The organism is Alcaligenes pakistanensis (genome assembly GCF_014652815.1).
Lineage (GTDB): Bacteria > Pseudomonadota > Gammaproteobacteria > Burkholderiales > Burkholderiaceae_B > Alcaligenes > Alcaligenes pakistanensis.
Map to the genome: position 1 here is coordinate 120,386 of NZ_BMZN01000002.1, position 24,038 is coordinate 144,423.

The following is a 24,038-nucleotide window of genomic DNA, read 5'->3' on the forward strand; positions in this document are numbered from 1 at the left end:
GAGGGGAAACCATTTTTTGAAAAGGGAAAAGAGGGAAAGGAGTTGCTGGTAGCTGGGTAGAGTTTGGCTAGATTGTCGGGTAGCTTGGCGGTGGGTTTTTTGTTTGAGTCAGCTGGGAGGGAAGGATTTTGGTTTGGTAGACCCTGTGCTGAAAAAGATGGTTTACCGCCCTGGAGCAAGGAAGGAGGCTTGGAATAAACGCCTGAAAATCGGCTGCATGTCCACCTTTTTCAGAGTAAAAATTCGACATGCTATTTGACCTTCCCGATTTCGATACGCTGTACACAGCCTTGCTCACTCGAGATGAGCGCTATGACGGACAAGCCTTCGTCTGCGTGTCCTCTACGGGTGTGTTTTGCCGCCTGACTTGTCCGGCCAGAAAGCCCAATGCTGAGAACTGCACGTTTCACAGCACGATTGGTGAATGCATCGAGGCGGGCTTTCGGCCCTGCAAACGATGCCATCCGCTTCAGGCTGCCGCCCTGGAAGACCCGACCATCATCGCCTTGCTGCGGGAACTGGATGCCAAGCCTGGATTGCGTTGGTCGGAAGGGCATCTGGAGCGAATGGGCTATGACCTGTCCACTGTGCGCCGTAGCTTCAAACGGCACTTTGGCATGACGTTTTTGGAAATGGCCCGACAGCGCCGCCTGCGTGAGGGTTTTGAGACGTTGGCCTCTGGGGGCAATGTGATCGCCGCGCAGCATCAGGCCAGCTTTGAATCTGCCAGTGCGTTTCGGAGTGCTTTCGCTCGTCTGCTGGGCTGTGCGCCAGCAGCGTTGCGCACGGACGGCGTGCTGCGTGCCACCTGGATACCCACTCCTTTAGGCGACATGATTGCAGTCAGCAGTCAGAGTTATTTGCACTTGTTGGAGTTCGTGGACCGTAAGGGTCTGCCTGCTGAGCTGAAACGCTTGCAAGCGTCGATTAAAGAGGGAATTGGTATCGGTGAAATGCCGCCCTCAGAACAAGCCGCTGCCGAGCTGGCGGATTACTTTTCAGCGCGCTCAGATTGCTTCAAGACGCCGCTGGCGTTGACCAGTGGCAGTGCCTTTACGCAAGAGGTATGGCGTATTCTGCAGGGCATTCCAGCCGGGGAAACACGCAGCTATTCCGACATTGCCCGTCAGATGGGGCGGCCTACGGCGGTAAGGGCGGTGGCACGGGCCAATGGGGCCAATCAGATTGCACTGATGATTCCTTGTCATCGTGTGATCGGTGCCGATGGTTCCTTGACGGGTTACGGGGGCGGGCTATGGCGCAAACAGCGTTTGATTGAGATCGAGCGGGAACTCAAGAGGGGAAGGCAGGTAGAGGCCGGCTGAGTACCGGGCTGAATGCAGTGGAGAGCGGCAAGGCTAAAGAATCCGCCTTGGCCTTGGATGTTCAGGACAATCAATAAAGAGTCGTCACAGCATAAAAATGCAGCCTTCAATGAATGGCCCCCAAGAGCTGGGCATTAAGCCAAGCCGTTGGGGGCCATTCAGCAGAGTAGATGTATTGAGCTGTTTTAGCTGTTTTCAACTTCAGGTGGAATCAGATTACGTTCGTAGCGCTGGACGTAATCCTCGAAGGACTCCTGATCTTGGGCCTCGATATCAATCTGGGTTTGCAGCGAGTCTTTCGCTTGCCGCTCGAAGGCGGCTTGCTTGTCAGCAGGCAAAGGATGGGCCAATAAGGTTTCATGATGCTCGCGGCTGCGCTGCAGGGCGTAGTCGTGAAAGCTCAAGCCGGTTTCGCGCAAATGGTTCAGCAACTGGGCCGAAGGCGTTTGCTCTGGGTCGTCCAGCTTGCGCAGCTGTGCTTGCACCGCTTCGGTATGGCCCTGGGTACCCAAGGCCTGATCCAGCATGTGTGCGTAAGGCAACAGGGACTCCAGAATCTCGCGGCCCCAGTCTTGCAGGCTGACACTTTGCTTTTGCTGATTGGTCAGCATCAGGCCAGGGCGACGGCCTTCGCGTACCACGGTGGCAAAGTTGTTCTTGCTGTCCTGGCAGTAGCCGCCATCCGGGAAGAAGGGGCTGTCCTGTACGGTACAGAACAATAGGAAGGTATCCAGGAAGCGGCAGGATTGTTCAGAAATGCCGGTAGGCGATTCAGGATCAATGTCCAGGCAACGCACTTCAATGTATTCCACACCGCGCTGGGCCAGGGCAGTGGCCGGGCGTTCGCTGCGCTGGGTGGTGCGTTTGGGGCGAATACTGGAGTAGTACTCGTTTTCGATTTGCAGAATGTGGGTGTTGAGCTGAATCCACTCGCCATCGCGGTGGGTACCCAGCTTCTCGTAATCGGGCCAAGGGGTCACGGCAGCGTGATACATGCGCATCACAAAGGTGTCCAGGTCGTTGTAGCAAAGCTGAAGTTCGGCCTGGGCTTCCTTGTTGTGATAGCCCAGATCGCTCATGCGCAAACTGGTGGCCCAGGGCATGGTCAGCGTGTCGTCGTCGACCTTGTCCAGATTGTTGCTGCGCCCTTGCAGGAAGTTGGCATCCAGCACGGGCGAGGCGCCAAACAAGTACATCAGGAGCCAGGAATAGCGGGTGAAATTGCGGATCAGCGCCAGATAACCATTGGAGCGCTGGTCTTGTAGATTGTCGCCACACACATTGAGTAGGGGCCAGATGCCATCAGGCAGGGAAAAGTTGTAATGCACCCCGGCAATACATTGCATGGGCTTGCCGTAGCGCTCGGCCAGACCACGCCGGTACACATGCTTTAGCATGCCGGTATTGGATTTGCCGTACCAGGCAATGGCAATGTCTTTTTCGGCCGGTAGCAGCGCGGGCATGGACTGGTTCCAGATTATTTCCTGGTCCAGCTTGCCGGCCACAAAAGTGTGTATATCCGCCAGTTCCTGCAGCACCTCTTCGACTCGCGCTCGCGGCTCGGTAATCAGCTCCAGCAAGGCTTCGGCGTAGTCGGTGGTGATGTGGCTGTTGGTCAGGGCCGACCCAATTGCCTGGGGGTGGGGGGTGTCTGCCAATTGGCCCAGCGCATCGACGCGCAGTCCTTCTTTTTCGATGCCACGCAAGATTCCCTTCAAAATATCGGGATTCTGTTGCAGGACAAGGCGGCGTTCGTGGCTGGTGTTCATGGTGGTGTTTCCCACTTTCGAAATCGGGTGCAAGATACGGGACTGTTCAATGGGCGTGCGCCCGTCTATAAATAGTAGTCCGACCACACTGGCTTTGTTAAGGTGCGCCAAAAGGCGTGTCGGGCAGGGCGAGTATAAGGCGGCTGTTCAATCAGCCCACGAAAAGCATGAAACGGGATATGGGATTAGCACCATGATGATCAGGCGCATTACAGCGATACTGGCGGCTTTCTTGATGTTGGCGGCCTGCAGTCCGGAGTTTAACTGGCGCAAGGTCCAGCTTGAACAAACGGGCTTGTCGGCGATGCTGCCCGGCAAGCCAACGACCAGCCACAGGCTGTTGGATTTTGAGCACTATAAGCTGGATTTTTATCTGACGACCGCTGCGGCAGGCGGTCAGAGCTATACCGTGGGCCATGTGATTTTGCCTGCGGAGCTGCAACAGGATGAGGCTGCCCGCCAGCGCCTGTACGAGGCCTTGCATGAGTCTTTGCGCCAGAAGTTCATCCCGGATGGGCAAGTCAGCCAGCAAAACGAGGTGCAATTACCCAAGCCGGGCCAGGTCTTTTTCATGACGCGCGATGTAGGCGGGGTGGCGTTGCGCCTGGAAGCCATGATCCGGATGGAACCGGCTTGGCTGGTGCAGGGCTTTGTTATGACGGATTCCGGAAAGGCCCCGGACGCGGCCCAGGCAAAGGTTTTCTTTGACGGCTTAGCTCGCTAGTAGGGTCGCCGCTGATCAGGCGCTGTTGCAGGGCCAGGGTGATGGCAGCTTGGCGGCTATAGACTCCAAGCTTGGCGTAGGCGTTCTGGAAGTGGAAATTGATCGTGCGTTCAGTAATGCCCAGGATGATGCTGATTTCCCAGCTGGTCTTGCCATGGGCAGCCCAGTTCAGGCAGGACTGTTCGCGTGAAGTTAAATGCGTCACGGTAAAGCCATTCCTCATGCATTCGTGGTAGACGTCGGGCCAATGTACTCAAATTTAGCTTAGCTGGCAGACAGATGTGTATGAAAATAATGATGTAAATCAAAGCATTGTGTTTTTTATAACGTTACCTTGGCGCTGAGTTCTGAATCGATCCCGGCTGGTCGATTTGGACGCCGCGCCGCAGCGATGCTAGAATTTTGTCTTATACGTTTTGCGCCGATTTGCCTGATCCGCTTGCGGGCGCTCCATAAATCCAGCTAAAGAGGTCCTGATGGCCACTGATTCCGTCCCTAGCGCCAACGCTGGCGCCCTTAGCCCATCCTGCGGTTTGATCCCCGTAGGTTCCGTGGGCCCTGTACAAGCCGAACTAATCGCCTTTGACGAACCCCTGCACCTGCGCAGTGGGCAAGTGCTGCCCAGCTACGAGCTGGCAGTGGAAACCTACGGCACCTTAAATGAAGAACGCAGCAATGCGGTGCTGGTGTGTCATGCGCTCAATGCCTCGCACCACGTAGCCGGTTATTACGACGACGATCCCAAAAGCATAGGCTGGTGGGACAATATGGTCGGCCCCGGCAAAGCCGTTGATACGGATCGCTTTTTTGTCATTGGCGTCAATAATATTGGCTCCTGCTTTGGCTCTACCGGCCCGTCCAGTATCAATCCGGCCACAGGCAAACCTTGGGGTTCTGAGTTTCCCGTTCTGACGGTGGAAGACTGGGTTCGCGCCCAGGCCCGTTTGGCCGATTACTTTGGCATACGCAAGTTTGCCGCTGTCATGGGCGGTTCCTTGGGTGGCATGCAGGCTTTGAGCTGGGCCATCAGCTGCCCGGAACGCGTGGAAAACTGCGTGGTCATTGCCAGCACTCCGCGCCTGTCTGCCCAGAACATTGCTTTTAACGAAGTGGCCCGTAGCGCCATTTTGTCCGACCCGCAGTTTCATGGCGGTAATTATTACGAGCACGGTGTGGTGCCCAAAGCCGGTCTGGGCGTCGCCCGCATGGTTGGGCACATTACCTACCTGTCTGATACCGTCATGGCCGAGAAGTTTGGCCGCACCCAACGTGCGCCAGCCCAAGGCGGTGAATACCACTACAACTACGGGGTGGAATTCGAGGTCGAATCCTATCTGCGTTATCAAGGCGAGAAGTTCTCGCGCTACTTTGACGCCAATACCTACCTGATTATTACGCGAGCACTGGATTACTTTGATCCCTCGCGTACGTATCAGGGAGATCTGGTCAAGGCGCTGGAAAAAGTGGTGGCCAAGTTTCTATTAGTGTCTTTCACCACGGACTGGCGGTTTTCACCCGAACGGTCGCGTGAAATGGTGCAGGCTTTACTGCGCAACCAGCGTCAGGTGACTTACGCAGAGATTGATGCACCGCATGGGCATGATGCGTTTTTGCTGGAAGACCCCCGTTACCATGCCGTGGTGCAGGGATACTATGACCAGATCGCCGCTAATTTGGGCTTGCCCGCGCGTACGAGCACTACAGGGGTGTTGGCAGAATGACTAAGCCGCAAATACCGGTGGATGCCGCCATGTTAAGACCGGACTTGCTGCGCATTGCGCAGTGGATTGAACCGGGTTCACGTGTGCTGGATCTAGGCTGTAACGATGGCACCTTGCTGGCCCATCTGCGCGATACGCGTCAGATCGTGGGCACGGGTGTGGAGCTGAATGATCAATTCGTGATTGCCTCGGTACGCCGGGGTGTCAACGTTATTCAGCAGGACTTGGAAAAGGGTCTGGCGCTATTTAGTGATCAGCAATTTGACACCGTGGTCCTGTCCAAGACGCTGCAGTCCATGCACCATACCGAGCACATTTTGCGCGAGATGGCCCGTGTGGCGCGGTATGGTATCGTCTCGTTTCCTAACTTCGGTTATTGGCCGCATGGCTGGAGCATTTTGCGCGGACGCATGCCGGTTACCGGCGAAATGCCTTACCAGTGGTACAACACGCCCAACATCCATTTGTGCACCATGAAAGACTTCCAGGATCTGGCCCAAGCAGTGGGTGTCCGTATCCTGGATAGCGCGGCCTTCAATGGCAGCAACACGGTACGCTTTTTGCCGGGCTGGCGCAGTACCTTGGCCATGTATCGTTTTGAATCTCCCCATCTTGCCGCTTAGCGCTAATAAGGCCTGACGTGTCCCGTGTCTATACCAGTCCCCGAGTCTTGCCTTTGCTGATTCTGGGGTTCGCCAGTGGCCTGCCTCTGGCCCTGGTATCAGGTACCTTGCAGGCCTGGGCAACCGTTGAAAATGTATCGCTGACCGAGATCGGGTTTCTAACCCTGGTCGGGTCGGCTTACACCCTCAAGTTTCTATGGGCCCCCCTGATTGACCGCTATGCTCCCCCTTTTATGGGGCGGCGGCGTGGCTGGATCCTGGTCACTCAATTGCTGTTGGCCGCCTCCATTGCGGCCATGGGCTTGTTCTCCCCTTCGGTAAATCTGACGGCACTCGCGTTGCTGGCGGTCTGGGTGGCGTTCTTGTCCGCCACTCAGGATATTGCCTTTGACGCCTATTGCACGGACGTGCTGCAGGCCCAGGAACGGGCGGCGGGAGCGGCCGTCAAGGTCATGGGCTATCGCCTGGCCATGATTGTGTCCGGTGGTTTGGCTTTGGTTCTGGCGGACCGTTGGTTGGGCTGGTCCAACACGTACTTTCTGATGGGCGTGTTCATGGCCCTGTGTGCGCTGGTGACCTTGGTGTCCCCGGAACCGCAGGAGCAAAGCCGTCCACCGCGTAGCTTGTCCGAAGCCGTGGTCGCGCCTTTGGCCGATTTTTTCTCGCGTCCCGGTGCCTGGAGCATCTTGGCGCTGATTGTGCTCTATAAACTGGGTGATGCCTTTGCAGGTGCGCTGTCCACGACCTTTCTGATCCGGGCTGCGGGTTTTACCCTGTCCGAAGTCGGGACGATCAATAAGGTGTTTGGCCTGGCTGCTACGGTGGTGGGGGCTTTGATGGGCGGGGCCATTATGGCTCGTCTGGGCTTGTACCGGGCCTTGATGATTTTCGGTATTTTGCAGGCTGTCTCCAACCTGGGCTATTGGTTGATCGCGATTGAAACCGCGCCGTCCATGTGGCTGATGGGGATGGTGGTCGGTCTGGAAAATCTGTGTGGTGGCCTGGGTACGGCTGCGTTTGTAGCCTTGCTGATGGCCTTGTGTAACCGGACCTATTCGGCCACTCAATTTGCGCTGTTATCGGCCTTGTCGGCGGTGGGGCGCACGTATCTGGCCGGACCTTTAACGCCGGTACTGGTTGAGTCCCTGGGCTGGCCTGGGTTCTTTATCTGTACGGTATTTATCGCTGTGCCTGGCTTGCTGATGCTACGTTGTTATCGGGGCCTTATTCAACAGCTTGATGCGTAAGAAATATCATGCTTTTACTGACTCTCTACATTATTGCCATTACTGCCGAGGCCATGACAGCCGCTCTGGCGGCAGGCCGTCGCGACATGGACTGGGTGGGGGTGTGCACCATTGCCTGTATCACCGCCTTGGGTGGCGGCTCCGTGCGTGACGTGCTGCTGGGCCACTACCCGCTGACCTGGGTTCAGCATCCTGAATACCTGTGGATCACCGCCGGAGCGGCGATTCTGACCGCTTTGATTGCACCCATTATGCGGCGCTTGCACAGCTTGTTCCTGCTGCTCGATGCCATGGGGCTGGTGGTCTTTACCGTGATTGGCTGTCAGATCGCGCTGGAGATGAAGCTGCCGATTACCGTTGTACTGCTTAGCGGCATGATTACCGGCTGTGCAGGTGGGGTGCTGCGCGATATCTTGTGTAATGACATCCCCTTGCTGCTGCGCAAGGAGATGTATGCCAGTGTGTCCATGCTGACCGGCGCCTTGTATCTGGGTGCCCAGCACCTGGATTGGAACCCCTATGTGACCTTGTTGGGGCCTATGGTGATAGGTTTGGGGTTCCGTATGCTGGCCCTGCGCCGCAACTGGCAGATGCCACGTTTCGTCTATCGCGACGAGTGGCGCTAAGGCCAGGCTTTTTGCCGTGCCTTAGACCATGCCTAACCAGCGCAACACGATAGGCACAAAGGGAATCAGCACCGCTGTCATGATGCCGTTCAGGCTCAGGCCGATGGCGGAGAAAGCTCCAATGGTTTCATGTACTTGCAAGGCGCGTGCGGTGCCAATGGCGTGGGCGGTCACACCCACCGCAAAGCCGCGCGCCTCGGGGCGATCAATGCGCAGCAGATTGAGCAAAGGCCGGGCGATGATCGTACCCGCAATTCCGGTAATCGCGACGGCAACCGCGGCCAGCGAAGGCTGACCCCCAAATTGTTCGGCCAAGGCCATGGCAATAGGCATGGTGGCTGAACGTGGGGCGACGGACATGATGGTTTCCATCGACCCGCCCAAGGCCCAGGCAATCAGCACGGTGCTGAAAATAGCTGTCACCGAGCCAATCAACAAGGTAATCGTTAAAGGCTTCCAGATTTTGCGAAGCTGACGCAGCTGGCTGTAGAGCGGCACGGCCAAGGCGACCGTAGCCGGGCCAACCAGAAAGTGAATGAATTTCGCGCCTTCAAAGTAGACGGGGTAGGGCGTACGGGTCAGCAAGAGCAAGACCACAATCACAACGACAGAGACCAGAATAGGCAGCAAAAACGGGCTGCTACCGGACTTGCGATAGAGCCAGACCGAGCCTGCGTACACAGAGCAGGTCAAGGTTAGCCACAGCAGGGGGGAGCTGGACAGAAAAACCCAGATTTGAAAGAGGCCGTCCGTCATTATTCTTCTTCCTGGCGGTTTTTAAGCAGGCGATTGAGCACCACTGCAGTGACAATTAAGGTGATGATGGTGCCGCCAAAAGTGGCAATTAAAAAGGGCTGCCATTCCTCGGCGACCCGATCAAAATACAACATCACCCCGGTTACAGCCGGGATAAACAGCAACATCAGGTTCTGCAGCATGACGCTGGCCGTACTCTCTAAAGAGGCCGGTACGCCGCCCCGTATCAGCAAGGCAAGCGCCAGAAGCAGCATGCCAGCCAAGGGGCCTGGCAGCGGTAAAGACAGAGTCTGAACCAGGATCTCGCCTAGTAACTGGAAGGCGAATAGGGCGGTAATCGCGTAGATCATGAGATTTTCCGTAAAGCACGAAAACGCCAGGCAGCAAGCCTGGCGCGGGTAATGGGGTCTGTGACGAGTGCTAGTGTGCCATACAAGACAGCAAGGCAGTAAGCGGGCTGCTTATATTGATTTACCTATAGCAGGGGAGCCGTATCACTGTTTGGCAGGTCTGGCTTTGTCACCCATCCAGGCCTGAAATTCGATTTCAACATCCACGCCGCCAGCCAGTTTGGCCTGCACCAGGGAGCGAGTCGGAAAGTTGCTGCCCAGCCGTTCTTTATAGGTTTTGTTGAATTGGTCGTACAGAGCAATATCAGACAGATAGACGGTGGCTTTTACAACATGGCTTAGGTTTGCACCGGCCAGAGCCAGCGTTTCTTCAATCCGGTCCAAGGTGGCATTGGTTTGATCTTCAATGCTGCCACGCACAATTTCACCCTTTTCGTTCAACGGGATTTGCCCGGATAGAAACAGGAAGTCTCCGGCCTGCACGGCGCGGGAAAAGGGCATGGTGGAGTCACCCAGATAACGTTTGATCGCAGTGGGTTCTGCTGTCTTGCTGGTGTCTGCTGCGTAGGCGCTGCTGGCACCCAGGCCCAATAAAGAGCAAGCCAGTAAAGCGTGACGGGCCGAAGCAAAGAAACGCATTGAAATTCTCCTTGGGATAGGGAAATTCAGTGTGCCATAGCTCTGGCAGGGTCGCGTTAATTTGTGTGACGGCCCGTCGGTGTCAGGGCTGATTAAGCGCGGTCGCCCAACCAGGCCTGAACTTCAATTTCTACGTCTACGCTTTTGGCGAGTTTGGCTTCAACCAAAGAGCGGGTAGGCAGGGTGTCGCCAAAACGCTCGGCGTAGACTTTGTTGAAGTCAGCAAACAGAGCCATATCGGACAGCCAAACAGTGGCTTTAACCACATCAGCCAAGGTAGCGTCGGCCAAGGCCAGGCCTTCGATCAGGCGATCAAATACGGCGTGGGTTTGGTCCTGGATGGAACCGCGCACGACTTCACCGGCGGCATCGTAAGGAATCTGGCCGGATAAAAACAAAAAGCCGCCAGCCATGGTTGCACGCGAAAAAGGCAGTGGCAGTGGACTGGCAATACGGCGGATACCGGACATGGTGTACTCCTGATAGGGATGGTGGAAAATTCGGGCAGGGCAGCAATGCGCGTTTATTTGCGTCTCTTGCCTACAATAAGGCGTCACTATACAACTTCAAATGAGGAGCGAGACGACGTGAGCAAGGAAATTTTGCAACGCCTGGACCAACTGAGCCAGGCCGCGCTGGCCAGTGGTGACTTGTTGCCCGTGCAAGCTCAAGAAGAGCAGCTGCAGGATCAGGGACTGAGCTTTTTTGTTCGTTGGGTATCTACCTTGGCGGCGAAAGATGCGGCCAGCGTCTCGATTCCAGGGGGGCCACGGGACCCCAATTTCAACCCATTCTTGCCGCCGGCCCCGGCACTGACGGTCGACGATGTGAGCGCGACGCACAATATTGTGCTTAATAAATTTGCGGTCTGTGATCTGCATCTGGTCCTGGCTGACAAAGTCTTTAGCGAGCAGTTGCATCCTTTGCGTGCTATCGATTTTCGCGCCTTGGCCGACTTCCTGGCCGAGCAGGGGGGGCTAGGCTTTTATAATGGCGGGGCGGCGGCCGGTGCCAGCCAGCGTCACAAGCACACTCAATGGATACCGGCAGCCGTGGGTAATGGTTCGCTGGCCCTGTATCTGGACAAGTTACCTGCACAGGCTGCTCCCGGTACCGCCCACCGCCATCCGGATCTGGCTTTTGAGCACTGTTTTGTCCGTTTGCTCGATACTCAGGACGCGACAGTTTTGAGCGATAGCCTTTTGCAGGCTTATCGCCTCGCGTGCACTGAACTGGATCTGGTTCCCGGCGCTGATGATTTACTGCCTGCTCATAATATGTTGGCGGGCCAGGGCTGGTTATTTGCGGTGCCTCGTAGCGTGGAATTGGTGGAAGGTATCTCAGTCAATGCCTTGTCGTATGCAGGTTGCATTTATGTACGTACGCCGGAGCAAATCGAGCGGGTGCGTCAAATCGGGCCTTTAGGTGTTTTGGCTCAGGCAGCCTATGCAAACACGCAACACTCCTGAACCTGGAAGAGAGCTCCAAAACAATAAACCCCGCTATGGCGGGGTTTATATTTATGCCCGTCTGTATCGTTTTGAATCTCTATTTAATTTTTAGAAACAATAAGCAGATATTAGTTTTTAATGCAGTGTTGGTTTCTATTCTTTGCGGTTTAATAAGGAATTGTTGAGTAAATTTAGAAAATAACTGAAACAATGTAACTTTGTTTATGGAAATAGAAAGAAATAAGGAGTTTAAAAAAAATAGCGCCTTAATGTATAAGCCTTATTAATTATTAGAATTGTCTTCAGCTTGGAACAACACAACCTTGTCTGTCTCCATGGGTGGATTGCTTATGCATGTTTCTTCTGATGCTCATATTTTGGTCATTGCTCCAGATCCGGCTGGTGTGGCGGATTTGCTGCTTGTATTACGTACTAGTTTTGCTCGTATTAGTTATGCGCTGGATGCGCAGCAGGGGCTGGCGCGGTGCCAATCATTGCAGCCTGATTTTGTCTTGAGTGAATATCATTTACCCCGTTTGCGTGGTGACACTTTCATGCGCATGCTGCGGGCAAATCCTCAAACCGCTTCTATCCCCGTTGTCTTTTTATCGGCCGTGTTGTGTGCTGACAGTCAGTTGATGGCGCTACGCAGCGGAGCCCGTGATTTCATTGCTTATCAAACCAATGTGCAGTTGGTGCTGGAGCGAATTCGCCTGCATTTGGGGTTGCGGGAGGTTCCGCCAGACAGTGTTGCCTTGATTCAGGACCGGATGCTGGAGGCCTGTGAGGTCCCTTGCGTGCGCCATTACCTGGTGGGGGCTGTGCAGCAACACGTGCGGGATAATTTGTCGGCTTATTTGACGGCCGAGAGTCTGGCCGAGCTGTTTGGTACGACGTGCCGGCGTTTGAATGAACTGTTCAAGGCGTCTTGCGGTTTGACTGTGCACGATTACGTGCGCTCCAGCCGCATGAGCTATGCCATGCAGTTGCTTCGTCAGACGGATATGGCGGTAACCAACGTGGCTGAGGAGTCCGGTTATGTGAATCCCGCTAACTTTGCCACGGCCTTTCGGCAGTACAGCGGCCTGTCGCCGTCAGTCTACCGGCAACGAAACAGTACTAATATTTAAAACATAATTGAAATAGTAAATTTATTAAAAATGTTGTTTTGCAGTAATTCAAACGGCTTCTGTAGAAATTCAAAAGTAATTATTAAAAAACAGTAAGAAAATAAAACTATCCGAATAGGGGTGAAGGTTCGGTAAGGCTTTCCTGAACAACACATTCAAATTATCGCCAAGACGGGGCGAGGGGATTTGTTGTGCCTGAAAATTCTGTTACGTCAGCACGACGCAGAGGGCGGTCAGGAAGGCACACATGACTAATTTCCTTTGTAAGCGAAGAGATCATGAACAGAATCTATAAATCGGTTTGGAATGAGCAGACTGCTACCTTTGTCGCTGTCGCTGAAAACACCAAGGCGCGCGGCAAGCGTTGCAGTGGGGGAGCGAACGGCACGCGGGCTGTCTTGAGCTGGGTTCAGGGCCTGCGCTTGCGTTCTGTGGCAATGGCCTTGCTATCAGCAGGGGCTTTGACACAACCTGTCATGGCGCAGGTCACAGATGGCTGGGAGCTGATCGTTGACGGCGCAAGCCCTTTTCATGTGATTCCTGGCGGTGCTTTTTCCCTGAGTTCGGGCAGCAATATGGTGCTGACACAAACGGGCAGCGATGTTTCGTTTGCGCTGAGTCCTGATTTGAACGTGGACTCCTTAACGGCTACGGGGGCTATTAAGGGCGCGACGGGCGAGTTCACCGGTCAGGTATCGGCGGGTAGTGTCTCGGCCGGAACGGGCACCTTTACCGGGGCTGTGCAAGCGCAAAGCGTGGCTGTTACGGCTGGCTTGACGGCGAATGCCGCTACGGTCACCGGTACCGTCACCGCGGGGGGCGTCACTACGGGAACGTTGACCGCCACCGGCAATAGCAGCCTGCGGGCCGTTAATGTAAACAACAACAAGATTTCCGGCTTGGCGGACGCCACGGTCAGCGCTGCCAGCACAGAAGCGGTGTCCGGCAAGGTCTTGTATGGAGCCTTGAATTCAGGCAACGGGATGAAGTACTTCCACAGTAGCTCTACCAAGGCGGATTCCGTTGCCAGCGGTGCCGATGCCGTCGCTATCGGCCCGCAAGCCGCAGCGGCCGGTGAAGCAGCCTTGGCTGCCGGTTTGTTGGCCCAGGCGGCAGGCAAAGAGGCCGTGGCGCTGGGAGCCCGTGCAGGTACTGGTAATACGGTTGCCAGCGGCGTGATGATTGGCAGTGATGCCGGGGCTCAGAGCAAAGGCAGTGATTTGATTGCCGTGGGCAACAAGGCTGGCCAGCGTCTGGAAGGCAAGAATAATGTGGCCATTGGCAATGCGGCTGGCAATCTGGTTGATCCTTTGGAAGTGGACAATACCCTTGCCATTGGCAATGAGGCGCAGGCCAAGGCCACAGGGGCGATTGCGCTGGGCAATAGTGCTGATGTGGGCTTGCTGGCGACGAATGCAATTGCAATGGGGAATAACTCGACAGTGGCTCAGGATGCGGCGGGCGCCACTGCAGTGGGGTCCGGTACTGTCGTCTGGGGTGCGGCTGGAACAGCCATTGGAACTGGCGCGCGCAGTTCAAGCGCAGGCTCCACGGCAATTGGTAATCAGGCGGAGGCCTCTGGCAGTTCTGCCTTTGCAGGAGGCAGTGGCTCTAAAGCCTTTGGCAGCAATTCGGTGGCGGTAGGTTCAGGTGCCATGAGCAATACCACCTCCGGTGTGTCTATCGGTGAAGGCGCGGGCTCCAATGCCGGAACCCCCGTCATTGGCAACCGCTTTGGCCAAGTGGCGGTTGGCGGCCTTGCCGGACAGGGTGTGTATGGCGGCTATAACGTGGCTCTGGGCTACAAGTCTGGGAGCGACATTACCGGTGACGATACCGTGTCGATCGGACGTGAAGCAGGTAACAAACTCACGGGTGATCGTACCGTCAGCATTGGTTATGGCGCTAATAATTTGCCGGGAGAGACAGGCTCCGGTACTCCCGTGGCCCCACCCGTCAAAGCTGCGCATGCCGTTGCGATCGGTGATCGGTCCCGCTCGGGGGCAGATGGTGCCATCGCTTTAGGCTCAATGGCGACGGTGGTTGATTATGATATTGGCGGCATTGCGATTGGTAATCAGGCGCTGGTTTATGCCGGCACCTCGACCAATGTGGCCGCTGGCGGTATTGCTCTGGGGGATCAGTCCCACGTTACACATGCCAATAGCGTGGCGATTGGCGCTAACTCTCGCTCGGCAGAGACAGTTGGGGTGGGTTACGGAGCTCCTTCCGGGGCGCTGTTGCCTTCGGCCAGTGTGTCCATCGGCACGGTGGGGGGGGAGCGTCGTTTAAGCAATCTGGCTGCAGGTCGCCTGGACACGGATGCCGTGAACGTAAGCCAGCTCAAGTTGCTCCACGGGGATCTGACGTCCATTGTGGGCGGCAACCTAAATTGGGATAGCAACGGGCAGATGACTGGCCCGACGTTCATCATCAAAGACGAAAACGGGGCCGATCATAGCTATACCTCCATCGGCTCAGCCTTTGAAGCCATGCGTACAGGGGTAGCAGGAACGATTGCTGGGCTATCGGCAGTGACGTATTCCAGCCCGGACCGCACTTTGATTGATCTGGACAGTACGACAGGAGCGCCGGTACGGATCTCCAACCTGGCAGCTGGCATCGCTGTAGGTGACGCCGTCAATAAAGGTCAGCTCGAGCAGCTGGAATCAACGCTGATTGCGAATCGACAGCGCTATGTCAGCGTTAATTCGTCCAACAACCCCAATGAGAACAACGATGGAGCAACCGGGGCCGATGCGATTGCGATTGGTGCGGTGGCTCGCGGCTCCGGCATTGGCGCTACGGCCATTGGTTTGAACTCCTCGGCTGGTGGGCTGACGCAGGCGAATCTGACCACCGCTATCGGTTCCCATACAGAGGCCTCGGGTCTGGGCGCTACCGCGGTGGGAACTTCGGCAACCGCAGCTTCGGAAAGCTCGATTGCAGTCGGTCAGGAGTCACGCGTGGCAGACACTGCCAATTACTCCGTGGCTATTGGCTATAAATCAGAGGTGATGGGTGACGCACTGGCTCACACCAGGGGGGCGGTTGCCATTGGAGAGCAAGCCCGAGTTACGCAGGAAGGGGGGATTGCCTTTGGGCGCAATGCCTACGATCAAGCCGTGGACGGGGTCGCGATTGGTGTTAATTCCAGCGTAGATCGCGGGGCTGCCCGCAGTATGGCCATGGGCAGTGGCTCGTCGGCTTCGGGCGCTCAGTCTGTCGCTTTGGGCTATCAGGCCTCGGTGGCTGGCAGCAACTCGCTTGCTTTAGGTCAGGGCAGCAAGACCCGCGCCAGCAATGCAGTAGGTGTCGGTTCGGCAGTTGAGGCGGATGGCTTCCGTTCAGTTGCCTTGGGTGACAGAGCCAAGGCGGGCTGGATCGAGGAAAAACAAGGTCCGAATGGTTTGATTGAATACATCATGCACGGTGAAGGTGCGATGGGTGTAGGCGCTGGCTCCAATGCCAGTGAGGACGGTGGTCTGGCGTTAGGGTTCAAGGCTATCTCTGAAGGAGTGGATGCTTCGGCACTGGGTACCAATGCTCAAGCCTTGGCGAATGCGTCTCAGGCATGGGGTAAAGATGCCCGCGCGTCTGCCGAGAAATCCATGGCGTTCGGTCAAGGTGCGATTGCCAATGAAACGGCTACTAGAGGTTTGGCCCTCGGAGCAGGTGCCACTGTGTCGGCTGGTGGTGCGGTTGCGCTGGGCGCCGGTTCCAGCACGAACGCGGCTTACACCAACTCCACGGCAAGATACACCAATGTCGTGAATCAGGAAGCGACGCAAGGGGTGATCTCGGTAGGTAGTAGTTCGGAAAAACGCCGTATCACCAATCTGGCGGGGGGGCAGGACGCCAATGATGCGGTCAACGTCGCTCAGTTGGTCAAGCTGGATCAGGATCTGACGGCCTTGGGTACGAACTACGTAGGCAATAACTTCAGCAGCGGTAACCCCACGGGTACGACGATTCATAAGAACCTGGGCCAGAGTCTGCAAATTCTGGGTGGGGCGACAACGGCTGGAAATTATAGTGGTGCCAATGTGCGCACTCAGGTTCTAAACGGCCAGCTGCAGATTCAAATCGCCGAGACGCCCTTTTTCAAGGGTGCCGATATGGGCAGTCAGAAGATCACCAATGTGGCGAAGGGCACAGTGGCAACGGATGCGGTCAATCTTAGCCAGTTGACGGAGGCTGAAGCGGGTCTGACCACTAAGGGTATGGGCTTTGCGGGGCAAACGGGAACCGCGCTGCATCGCGACCTGGGGCAGACGCTGACGGTTAAAGGCAGTAACGCTAATTTGGCGACCTCCACTGTTGGTACCGACACGTTGCAGATTGCCTTGAACGATGATCTGGTGCTCGATAGTGTCACCACCGGCGACACCGAAATGAGCACGGCAGGCGTGACCGTTAAAGGTGCGACGGGCCAGCCCGATGTGGTGCTGGGCAATACTGGCCTGACTATTGGTCAGGTGAGTGCCAGCAATGCCGGCCTGAAGGCTTTTAGCGTGGTGATCAATGAGCAAGGCATTAATGCCGGAAGTCAGAAAATTACCAATGTAGCTAAGGGTACGGCAGCAACGGATGCGGTCAATGTCAGCCAGTTGACTGAAGCTGAAAGCGGTTTGACGACCAAGGGTATGGGTTTTGCTGCTCAAACGGGAACCGCGCTGCATCGCGACCTGGGGGAGACGCTGACGGTTAAAGGCAGTAACGCCAATTTGGCTACTTCCACCGTGGGCACCGACACATTGCAGATTGCCTTAAGTGATGATCTGGTGCTCGATAGTGTCACCACCGGCGACACCGAAATGAGCACGGCAGGCGTGACCGTTAAAGGTGCGACGGGCCAGCCCGATGTGGTGCTGGGCAATACTGGCCTGACTATTGGTCAGGTGAGTGCCAGCAATGCCGGCTTGAAGGCTTTTAGCGTGGTGATCAATGAGCAAGGCATCAATGCCGGAAGTCAGAAAATTACTAATGTGGCTAAGGGCACGGCAGCAACGGATGCAGTCAATGTCAGCCAGTTGACGGAGGCTGAAGGCGGTTTGACGACCAAGGGTATGGGTTTTGCCGCTCAAACCGGAACCGCGCTACATCGCGACTTGGGGGAGACGCTGACGGTTAAAGGCAGTAACGCCAATTTGGCAACCTCCACCGTGGGTACCGACACGTTGCAGATCGCCTTGAACGATGATCTGGTGCTCGATAGTGTCACCACCGGTGATACCGAAATGAGCACGGCAGGAGTGAAGATCAAAGGTGTGACCGGCCAGCCTGATGTGGTGCTGGGCAATACGGGGCTGACCATCGGCCAGGTCGATGTCAGCAGTGCAGGTTTCAAGGCTTTTAATGTGGTGATCAACGACCAGGGTATTAATGCCGGCAGTCAGAAAATCACCAATGTGGCCGCAGGTGTAGCGGGCACGGACGCCGTCAATGTCAGTCAGCTTGAAGGCCGTGATACGGGTCTGACCGCCAAGGGCATGAACTTTGCCGGCAATACAGGCACGGCCGTGCATCGTGATCTGGGCGAAACCTTGAAGGTGGTGGGCAGCAACACCAATTTGGCGACTTCCACCGTGGGTACCGACACGTTGCAGATCGCCTTGAACGATGATCTGGTGCTCGATAGTGTCACCACCGGTGATACCGAAATGAGCACGGCAGGTGTGAAGATCAAAGGTGCGACGGGCCAGCCTGATGTGGTGCTGGGCAACACGGGTCTGACGATTGGGCAGGTCAATGTCAGCAGTGCAGGTTTCAAGGCCTTTAATGTGGTGATCAACGACCAGGGTATTAATGCCGGCAGTCAGAAAATCACCAATGTGGCTGCAGGTGTAGCGGGCACGGACGCGGTCAATGTCAGCCAGCTTGACGGTCGTGATACGGGACTGACCGCCAAGGGCATGAACTTTGCCGGTAATACAGGCACGGCCGTGCATCGTGATCTGGGCGAAACCTTGAAGGTGGTGGGCAGCAACGCTAATTTGGCGACTTCCACTGTGGGCACCGACACACTGCAGATTGCCTTAAGTGATGATCTGGTGCTCGATAGTGTCACCACCGGTGATACTGAAATGAGCACGGCAGGTGTGAAGATCAAAGGTGCGACGGGCCAGCCTGATGTGGTGTTGGGCAATACGGGTCTGACGATTGGGCAGGTGAGTGTCAGCAGTGCAGGTTTCAAGGCCTTTAATGTGGTGATCAACGACCAGGGTATTAATGCCGGCAGTCAGAAAATCACCAATGTGGCCGCAGGTGTAGCGGGCACGGACGCGGTCAATGTCAGCCAGCTTGACGGTCGTGATACGGGCCTGACTGCCAAGGGCATGAACTTTGCCGGTAATACAGGCACGGCCGTGCATCGAGATCTGGGCGAAACCTTGAAGGTGGTGGGTAGCAACGCTAATTTGGCGACTTCCACTGTGGGCACCGACACACTGCAGATTGCCTTAAGTGATGATCTGGAACTGAGCAGTGTGACGATCAAAGGCACGGCCGGTGCGCCAGACGTGATCATGGACAATGCCGGTTTTGCGATTGGCACCAATATTGCCTTGAGCAATGCGGGTCTGCGTGCCGGGACTGTCATCGTTTCCGCCACGGACAATGACATCACTGGCCTGAGTAACCGGACCTTGACGGGGGCCAACTTCGGCAAGAACGGCCGTGCGGCTACTGAGGAACAGTTGGGTCTGGTACGGGGAGAAACCCAGGAACTGTCCGACCGTGCAGTGAAGTACGACCAGAATCCGGATCAGTCTGTGAATTACGGCAAGGTCACCATGGCCGGTACCGAATCGACTGACGGTGGCCGAACCGGTGGTACAGGAATCACCAATGTGGCTCGCGGCGATATCTCGGCCAATAGTACCGATGCGGTCAATGGCAGCCAGATTCACGATATGGGTGAAAGCGTCGCCAGTGGTATGGGCGGTGGCTCCAAGTTTGTGGATGGCAAGCTGGTGACGGAGTTGACGGTAGGTGACAAGACCTACAACAACGTCAACGATGCCTTGGGTGGTTTGAATACCGACATCGAAAACGTGACGGAGCTGGCCAATTCAGGCTGGAACATTCAGACCAACGGGGATACGGCGTCCAAGGTTGGGCCCAAGGACACCGTGCAATTCTCGAACGGGGACAACATCGAGATCTCGCGCTCTGGCCTGGATGTGAAGGTGGCTTTGGCTCAGGACATCAAGGTCAATAGCGTGGTGGCCAAGTCAGTCACAACTAACGAGGTGCAGATTGTTGGCGGGCCTACGATCAACCAGGGCGGCATCGATATGCACGACAAAACCATTAGCAACGTCGCTGATGGCCAAGCACCGCAAGATGCTGTCAACGTGCGTCAGTTGAGTCAGGCGACCTCTAACATCACCAATCAGTTCAATAATCTGGATCGCCGTATCAACAAGGTGGAAAACCGGGCGAATGCGGGTGTGGCAGCGGCCATGGCGACGGCTGGTTTGCCGCAGGCTTATGTTCCTGGAAAGAGCATGTTTGCGGTGGCCGGTGGTGCCTGGAATGGTGAAAGCGGTTACGCCATGGGCTTGTCCACGGTCACGGATAGTGGCAGCTGGGTCTTGAAGGGCACGGTAGCCGGTTCGTCTCGTGGTGATTATGGCGGCTCGGTGGGCGTGGGCTATCAATGGTAAGTCAGTAAGAAGGCAGGGTCGCGTGCAGCTGCACGTGGCCCTTTTTTACTGGGCTAGTCCCGGTTTCGCAGTCCTGGCTGTTGCTGGATGGCAAGAGCCCGCACGGAGAGCGAGCTATGTTTAAAAAAAGTAATGAAATGATGAGAGCAGCGCTGGTATCGACGCTCGGCGTATTGGCATTTTTGCTGACTGCTTGCCAGACCACGGGGGCAGGCGTAGCTACACAAACGAGCCCTGCGGACTTGAGTCCACCGGCTTTGGCTAGTAATTACGAGCGCGAAAGGGAGGACGGTACACGCAGTTTTTTAGCCTCTCAAACTCCACGATCGGTCCAGGCGCCTCAGGTGGATTTTTATGTGGGCATGCCGCAACCAGCACCCGGGCTGATACAGGTGGAAGGGCCGCAGGGACCCTTGTGGCTGTATCCCCAAGTGATCGTGCAGCGTACTGATTTAATGCGGGTGGCTACCTTACGGACCGAGCAGGGAAGGCACTTGGTGCGTTTTCAATTAAATCCCTTGGGTGCTCGTAAGTTGGCTGAGGTCAGCTCTGGTAATGTGGGAGCTTTGCTGGTTCTCGTCATGGAGGATCGGGTGACGCAGCTTGCCCGAATTGACGCACCCTTGATGCAGGGAATGATTTATCTGCCCGTGCCCGATGATGCCGCCGCGCAGCGGCTGTTAAGGCAGGTTCAGGGTTAAGAACAATATAAAGTGCCTTATAGGGCCAGCAAGGATAAGGGATATGACGATTGAGCAGATTTTTCTGTTGTATGACGATCAGGCTAGTTTGCGCCAGATCGCGGTGGAATCTGAACAATGGGGAGTGCGGGTAGAACTCGTTGAAACGATGGAAAAGTGCCTGGCTCAGGCCCATGCGTCCGGGGGAGAGCAGGTCTTGGCCTTGTCGTGCTTGTCAGACAATGTGTTCCTGCATATCAACCGCATACGCATGGATTTTCCGGCCGCTGGGCTCATTATTGTGCGGCATGAAAAAATGGCGGGACTGGAACGAGGCCATTTTTTGTTGGCCGGTGCTGATGCTTGCTTCGATCAGGACGCCTTGCCAGTGGAAGTGGTGGCCTGCGTGCAGGCTTTGCGCCGACGTGCTTATGCGCTGCGCCAGAGCCTACGCGGTCCAGGCTCGGCGCTTAGCAGAGCGATGGCGCTGGACCACAAACCGGAACCGGAGCCAGAGTTTGCGTTGTGGGATTTAACTGAGAACGGCTGGACTTTGCTGACTCCCAAGGGGCATTCGGTCATGCTGACCCGGGGCGAACGCCGTATTGTGCAAGTGTTATTTGCGGTCAGCCCCCAGACGGTGGAGCGTGAGCGCCTATTTCCGCTGGATGAAAGTCGTGAGGCCACTGCCCGTTCTGTGGACGTTCTCATCAGCCGTTTAAAACGAAAATTAAGTGCTATGGGAGAGGAGCTCCCTATTCGTTCTGTGCGTGGTGAAGGCTACGCATTTGTGGGTAAAGTGCCGTTGGCGTGTCAGGAGCTGACACGAGTCAGCTTAAGCAATGACGAGGTCTACGACTGATCTGAAAAGGGCTGAAAAGCCCTTTCTCGATGCTGAAACAGCATGATATAGACCCTTAAATTTTAAATATGTATAATTGGTGGCTCTGGTTCTTCGAATCAGCGTCTCGAACAGGCCGTTCAGGTGCGACAAAATTGCATAAAAAATGGCGGTCCGTTCTTCAACAGGTTGTTGCACAACAACCCGGCTTTTTAGTCCGAAACACCTTGCCCGGCCCTTTGGGTCGCGGAACAACCAGCCGATTGTCTCTCCCGACATCGGCCTGCAACAGAGCGACTTGCCTCTGGCCATGTTTATTTGCTGTAAGGCCCGCAGACTCGTCGTAATGTGAGGCACTTTGCGCTGTGTCTTGCTCTTTCCCCGCTTTGGGCTTTGCCCACGGTGGGGGCGTTGGTGCGCGCGTTCGGTTTAGGTGTTTCGGTTCTGATCATGGGATCAGTGCCGCCCAGCGCGTTACTGCGGAATTGGCACACATGCGCACGACGACCACTTTGCACATGGCCGCTGCGCAGAAGAGAAAGGGAAAGACATGCAAGAGGCGGAGTTTTTTACGCTTTCAACAACAACGGCCATATTGTTATTGGTCGGCTTTTATGGCGCGACATTTCTGATGTCGCTCATGATTGGCCAAAAGAAAGAAAACGTGGACGGATACATGGTGTCCAACAGTGCGGTGGGGTTTGGCCTGTCTGCGGCCAGTATGATCGCCACCTGGGTATGGGCCGCGTCGTTTTACGCCAGCGCGACCTCGGGTTTCAAATACGGACTGTCCGGTCCCCTGCATTACGGACTCTGGGGAGCCTTGATGATTCTGTTCATCTATCCCTTTGGACGACGCTTCCGTAAATTGGCCCCCCAGGCGCATACCCTGGCCGAAGTGCTGCATGCGCGGCACGGTTCATCCAGTCAGATGATCATGGCAATTTCCAACGTGGTCGGCAGTGGCATCAGCTTGATGGTGAACTTTACGGCCGCCGGCGCACTGGTCTCGATTCTTAGCCCCTTGTCCTTCATTCAGGGTGTGCTGATCGCGGGTTTGGGCGTGCTGTCCTATACCTTGTGGTCGGGCTTTCGCGCTTCAGTCATGACGGACTTCGCCCAGTTGGTCGCCATGATTCTGTCGGCCGTGGTGATTATTCCGCTGATCTTCTTTAACGCCGGCGGGCCGGAGATGATCCAGGCCAACTGGTGGCGTCTGGACGCAGAGCAAGCCAACTTTTATTCCACCAAGGCCATTCTTGAACAGGGTGCACCGTATTTCGTGGCGGTGCTGGCGTATGCCATTGGTAACCAGACCATTGCCCAGCGCCTGTTTGCCGTGCGCGAAGACTTGATCAAACCCACCTTCCTGACCGCCACGATTGGCTACGGTGCCGTGGTGATTGGTCTGGGTATGTTGGGCCTGCTGGCTCTGTTCACTGGTCTGGAGCCTGTGGATGGAAACATGAACAACATCATCCCGCAGATGGCCTCGACGTACCTACCTCCTTTTGGGATCGCTTTGTTCTTCATTCTGGTCGTGGGTTCCTTGTCCTCGACAGCGGACTCTGACTTGTCAGCCTTGTCGGCCATCATGATGACCGACATCTATGCGAAGAACATTGCCCGTGGTCGTCCAAAACCAGCTCACATGTTGTGGTGGGGCCGTATCACGATGGTAGTGGCTACGATGGTGGGGGTGATTTTTGCCAGCCTGCGTCTGGATATTTTGGTGATGCTGGTTTTCGTGGGTGCGTTGTGGGGGGCAATCGTGTTCCCGGTTATTGTCAGTTTTTACTGGGATCGTGTCACCAACAAGGCCTTTAGCTGGTCGGTGTTGAGTGCTGTCGTGTTGTTCACCATTGTGCGCTTCGAGCTAATCCCGATCGAAGGCGCGGTGGCCTTGTTCTACGAAATCACCTCCTCGATTGGTGGTGGTGTAGTGGCAGGTTTGATGGCCTTCGCCTTCTTCCGGAGCCGGATTGCCATTGCAATTGGGGTGATTGCTACCGCCATCATGTTGCCTAGCTTTATCGGCTTCTTGCGTGACTACATTGTTTTGATGGGTTCTTTGACGGCTTATGGCGTCAGCGCGGTAGTTTGCGTGGCCATCAGTTTGCGCAACCAGGAGCGGTTTGACTTTTCTTTACTGGCTCAGCGTGTTCAGTCTTTTCACTACGACGACACACCTGCGCTGGGTAAGAAGGGGGCTGAGCCCGCAGGCGAGCCTGTTTCTGCACGCGCCTGATTGGGTGAGAGAACAACTAAGGAGAATCTTATGATGATGACGATCTATTTTTTGGTGTGGCCTGTTTTGTCGGCTCTTATCTTGCTCTTGCTGATTGTTAATCTGGTCCGAGATTGGAGCAATGCCCGTAAAACGGGCGAGGCCATGATCTAAGCAGACAGTCCCGCCTTTTGCAAGGCGGGACTTTGTTGTTTACGCTGTTGCAGATGTGGCTTTGTTCTTGGGGTAAGGCCGGCGG

19 protein-coding genes and 1 riboswitch are annotated in these 24,038 nt (G+C 55.7%); of the genes, 13 read left to right on the forward strand and 6 right to left on the reverse strand.

The genetic code is table 11. From position 1 onward, the window contains the following. The first annotated feature begins 248 nt into the window (after positions 1–248). Positions 249–1,325, forward strand: a complete 1,077-nt coding sequence (locus IE156_RS18520) for a bifunctional transcriptional activator/DNA repair enzyme AdaA (RefSeq protein WP_189391549.1) — start codon at positions 249–251, stop codon at positions 1,323–1,325. A gap of 185 nt (positions 1,326–1,510) precedes the next feature. Here IE156_RS18520 and gshA read toward each other — a convergent pair whose 3' ends face one another. Beyond that, entirely contained in the window at positions 1,511–3,094 is a 1,584-nt protein-coding gene (gene gshA / locus IE156_RS05550) for a glutamate--cysteine ligase (protein WP_189391550.1), read from the reverse strand. 193 nt (positions 3,095–3,287) lie between these two features. On the opposite strand from gshA, the gene IE156_RS05555 reads away from it, so the two are divergent. Then, positions 3,288–3,818: a hypothetical protein gene (locus tag IE156_RS05555; RefSeq protein WP_189391551.1), complete on the forward strand. Its 531-nt coding sequence runs from the start codon at positions 3,288–3,290 to the stop codon at positions 3,816–3,818. On the opposite strand, the gene IE156_RS18480 is transcribed toward IE156_RS05555, so the two are convergent. Beyond that, entirely contained in the window at positions 3,748–4,023 is a 276-nt protein-coding gene (locus IE156_RS18480) for a response regulator transcription factor (RefSeq protein ID WP_189391552.1), read from the reverse strand. The two genes, IE156_RS05555 and IE156_RS18480, sit on opposite strands and share 71 nt — an antisense overlap. 203 nt (positions 4,024–4,226) lie before the next feature. Next, a riboswitch (SAM riboswitch) is annotated at positions 4,227–4,305 on the forward strand. Between IE156_RS18480 and metX the strand changes: the two genes are divergently transcribed. The 4 genes from metX to IE156_RS05580 all read left to right on the forward strand — a co-directional run bounded on the left by metX (position 4,295) and on the right by IE156_RS05580 (position 8,035). Further along, positions 4,295–5,539 (forward strand): homoserine O-succinyltransferase MetX, encoded by a 1,245-nt coding sequence (gene metX, locus IE156_RS05565; protein ID WP_189391553.1) that lies wholly within the window; start codon positions 4,295–4,297, stop codon positions 5,537–5,539. Its footprint overlaps the riboswitch before it by 11 nt. Next, positions 5,536–6,162, forward strand: a complete 627-nt coding sequence (gene metW / locus IE156_RS05570; RefSeq protein WP_189391554.1) for a methionine biosynthesis protein MetW — start codon at positions 5,536–5,538, stop codon at positions 6,160–6,162. Before metX ends, metW begins: the two co-directional genes overlap by 4 nt. Before the next feature lie 17 nt (positions 6,163–6,179). Then, complete coding sequence (locus IE156_RS05575) at positions 6,180–7,409, forward strand: muropeptide transporter (RefSeq protein ID WP_189391555.1); 1,230 nt, start codon at positions 6,180–6,182, stop codon at positions 7,407–7,409. An 8-nt stretch (positions 7,410–7,417) separates the two neighbouring features. Beyond that, the gene (locus tag IE156_RS05580) at positions 7,418–8,035 is read left to right on the forward strand and encodes a trimeric intracellular cation channel family protein (protein WP_189391556.1); all 618 of its coding nucleotides are present in this window, start codon (positions 7,418–7,420) and stop codon (positions 8,033–8,035) included. Positions 8,036–8,056: 21 nt separating this feature from the next. Here the strand turns inward: IE156_RS05580 and IE156_RS05585 are convergent, their stop codons facing one another. The 4 genes from IE156_RS05585 to IE156_RS05600 form a co-directional block, all read right to left on the reverse strand. Next, positions 8,057–8,791, reverse strand: coding sequence for an LrgB family protein (locus IE156_RS05585; RefSeq protein WP_189391557.1), 735 nt, complete (start codon positions 8,789–8,791; stop codon positions 8,057–8,059). After that, positions 8,791–9,141 (reverse strand): CidA/LrgA family protein, encoded by a 351-nt coding sequence (locus tag IE156_RS05590; RefSeq protein WP_189391558.1) that lies wholly within the window; start codon positions 9,139–9,141, stop codon positions 8,791–8,793. Before IE156_RS05590 ends, IE156_RS05585 begins: the two co-directional genes overlap by 1 nt. Positions 9,142–9,285: 144 nt before the next feature. Next, positions 9,286–9,780 carry a RidA family protein gene (locus tag IE156_RS05595; protein WP_189391559.1) on the reverse strand — a complete coding sequence of 165 codons (495 nt, stop codon included), beginning with the start codon at positions 9,778–9,780 and terminating at the stop codon, positions 9,286–9,288. A 92-nt stretch (positions 9,781–9,872) separates the two neighbouring features. Further along, entirely contained in the window at positions 9,873–10,250 is a 378-nt protein-coding gene (locus IE156_RS05600) for a RidA family protein (RefSeq protein WP_189391560.1), read from the reverse strand. A 117-nt stretch (positions 10,251–10,367) separates the two neighbouring features. Between IE156_RS05600 and IE156_RS05605 the strand changes: the two genes are divergently transcribed. The 7 genes from IE156_RS05605 to IE156_RS18375 all read left to right on the forward strand — a co-directional run bounded on the left by IE156_RS05605 (position 10,368) and on the right by IE156_RS18375 (position 23,953). Continuing rightward, positions 10,368–11,249, forward strand: a complete 882-nt coding sequence (locus IE156_RS05605; protein WP_189391561.1) for an ATP adenylyltransferase family protein — start codon at positions 10,368–10,370, stop codon at positions 11,247–11,249. A gap of 332 nt (positions 11,250–11,581) precedes the next feature. Further along, on the forward strand, positions 11,582–12,361 hold the full coding sequence (locus tag IE156_RS05610; protein WP_189391562.1) for a response regulator transcription factor: 780 nt from the start codon (positions 11,582–11,584) through the stop codon (positions 12,359–12,361). A 278-nt stretch (positions 12,362–12,639) separates the two neighbouring features. After that, positions 12,640–20,031, forward strand: coding sequence for an ESPR-type extended signal peptide-containing protein (locus IE156_RS05615; protein ID WP_189391563.1), 7,392 nt, complete (start codon positions 12,640–12,642; stop codon positions 20,029–20,031). A gap of 116 nt (positions 20,032–20,147) precedes the next feature. Further along, complete coding sequence (locus IE156_RS05620) at positions 20,148–20,732, forward strand: SecDF P1 head subdomain-containing protein (protein WP_189391564.1); 585 nt, start codon at positions 20,148–20,150, stop codon at positions 20,730–20,732. A gap of 43 nt (positions 20,733–20,775) precedes the next feature. Further along, positions 20,776–21,573 carry a winged helix-turn-helix domain-containing protein gene (locus IE156_RS05625; RefSeq protein WP_189391565.1) on the forward strand — a complete coding sequence of 266 codons (798 nt, stop codon included), beginning with the start codon at positions 20,776–20,778 and terminating at the stop codon, positions 21,571–21,573. Positions 21,574–22,102: 529 nt separating this feature from the next. Further along, positions 22,103–23,800: a sodium:solute symporter family protein gene (locus IE156_RS05630; protein ID WP_189391566.1), complete on the forward strand. Its 1,698-nt coding sequence runs from the start codon at positions 22,103–22,105 to the stop codon at positions 23,798–23,800. Positions 23,801–23,830: 30 nt separating this feature from the next. Then, entirely contained in the window at positions 23,831–23,953 is a 123-nt protein-coding gene (locus IE156_RS18375) for a putative transporter small subunit (protein ID WP_229841048.1), read from the forward strand. Positions 23,954–24,038: the final 85 nt, after the last annotated feature.

Bases quoted from the DNA above. Each gene is read 5' to 3' on its own strand.
- IE156_RS18520 (WP_189391549.1), top strand. From the start codon at position 249: ATGCTATTTGACCTTCCCGATTTCGATACGCTGTACACAGCCTTGCTC.
- gshA (WP_189391550.1), bottom strand. From the start codon at position 3,094: ATGAACACCAGCCACGAACGCCGCCTTGTCCTGCAACAGAATCCCGAT.
- IE156_RS05555 (WP_189391551.1), top strand. From the start codon at position 3,288: ATGATGATCAGGCGCATTACAGCGATACTGGCGGCTTTCTTGATGTTG.
- metX (WP_189391553.1), top strand. From the start codon at position 4,295: ATGGCCACTGATTCCGTCCCTAGCGCCAACGCTGGCGCCCTTAGCCCA.
- metW (WP_189391554.1), top strand. From the start codon at position 5,536: ATGACTAAGCCGCAAATACCGGTGGATGCCGCCATGTTAAGACCGGAC.
- IE156_RS05580 (WP_189391556.1), top strand. From the start codon at position 7,418: ATGCTTTTACTGACTCTCTACATTATTGCCATTACTGCCGAGGCCATG.
- IE156_RS05585 (WP_189391557.1), bottom strand. From the start codon at position 8,791: ATGACGGACGGCCTCTTTCAAATCTGGGTTTTTCTGTCCAGCTCCCCC.
- IE156_RS05590 (WP_189391558.1), bottom strand. From the start codon at position 9,141: ATGATCTACGCGATTACCGCCCTATTCGCCTTCCAGTTACTAGGCGAG.
- IE156_RS05595 (WP_189391559.1), bottom strand. From the start codon at position 9,780: ATGCGTTTCTTTGCTTCGGCCCGTCACGCTTTACTGGCTTGCTCTTTA.
- IE156_RS05600 (WP_189391560.1), bottom strand. From the start codon at position 10,250: ATGTCCGGTATCCGCCGTATTGCCAGTCCACTGCCACTGCCTTTTTCG.
- IE156_RS05610 (WP_189391562.1), top strand. From the start codon at position 11,582: ATGCATGTTTCTTCTGATGCTCATATTTTGGTCATTGCTCCAGATCCG.
- IE156_RS05615 (WP_189391563.1), top strand. From the start codon at position 12,640: ATGAACAGAATCTATAAATCGGTTTGGAATGAGCAGACTGCTACCTTT.
- IE156_RS05620 (WP_189391564.1), top strand. From the start codon at position 20,148: ATGTTTAAAAAAAGTAATGAAATGATGAGAGCAGCGCTGGTATCGACG.
- IE156_RS05625 (WP_189391565.1), top strand. From the start codon at position 20,776: ATGACGATTGAGCAGATTTTTCTGTTGTATGACGATCAGGCTAGTTTG.
- IE156_RS05630 (WP_189391566.1), top strand. From the start codon at position 22,103: ATGCAAGAGGCGGAGTTTTTTACGCTTTCAACAACAACGGCCATATTG.
- IE156_RS18375 (WP_229841048.1), top strand. From the start codon at position 23,831: ATGATGATGACGATCTATTTTTTGGTGTGGCCTGTTTTGTCGGCTCTT.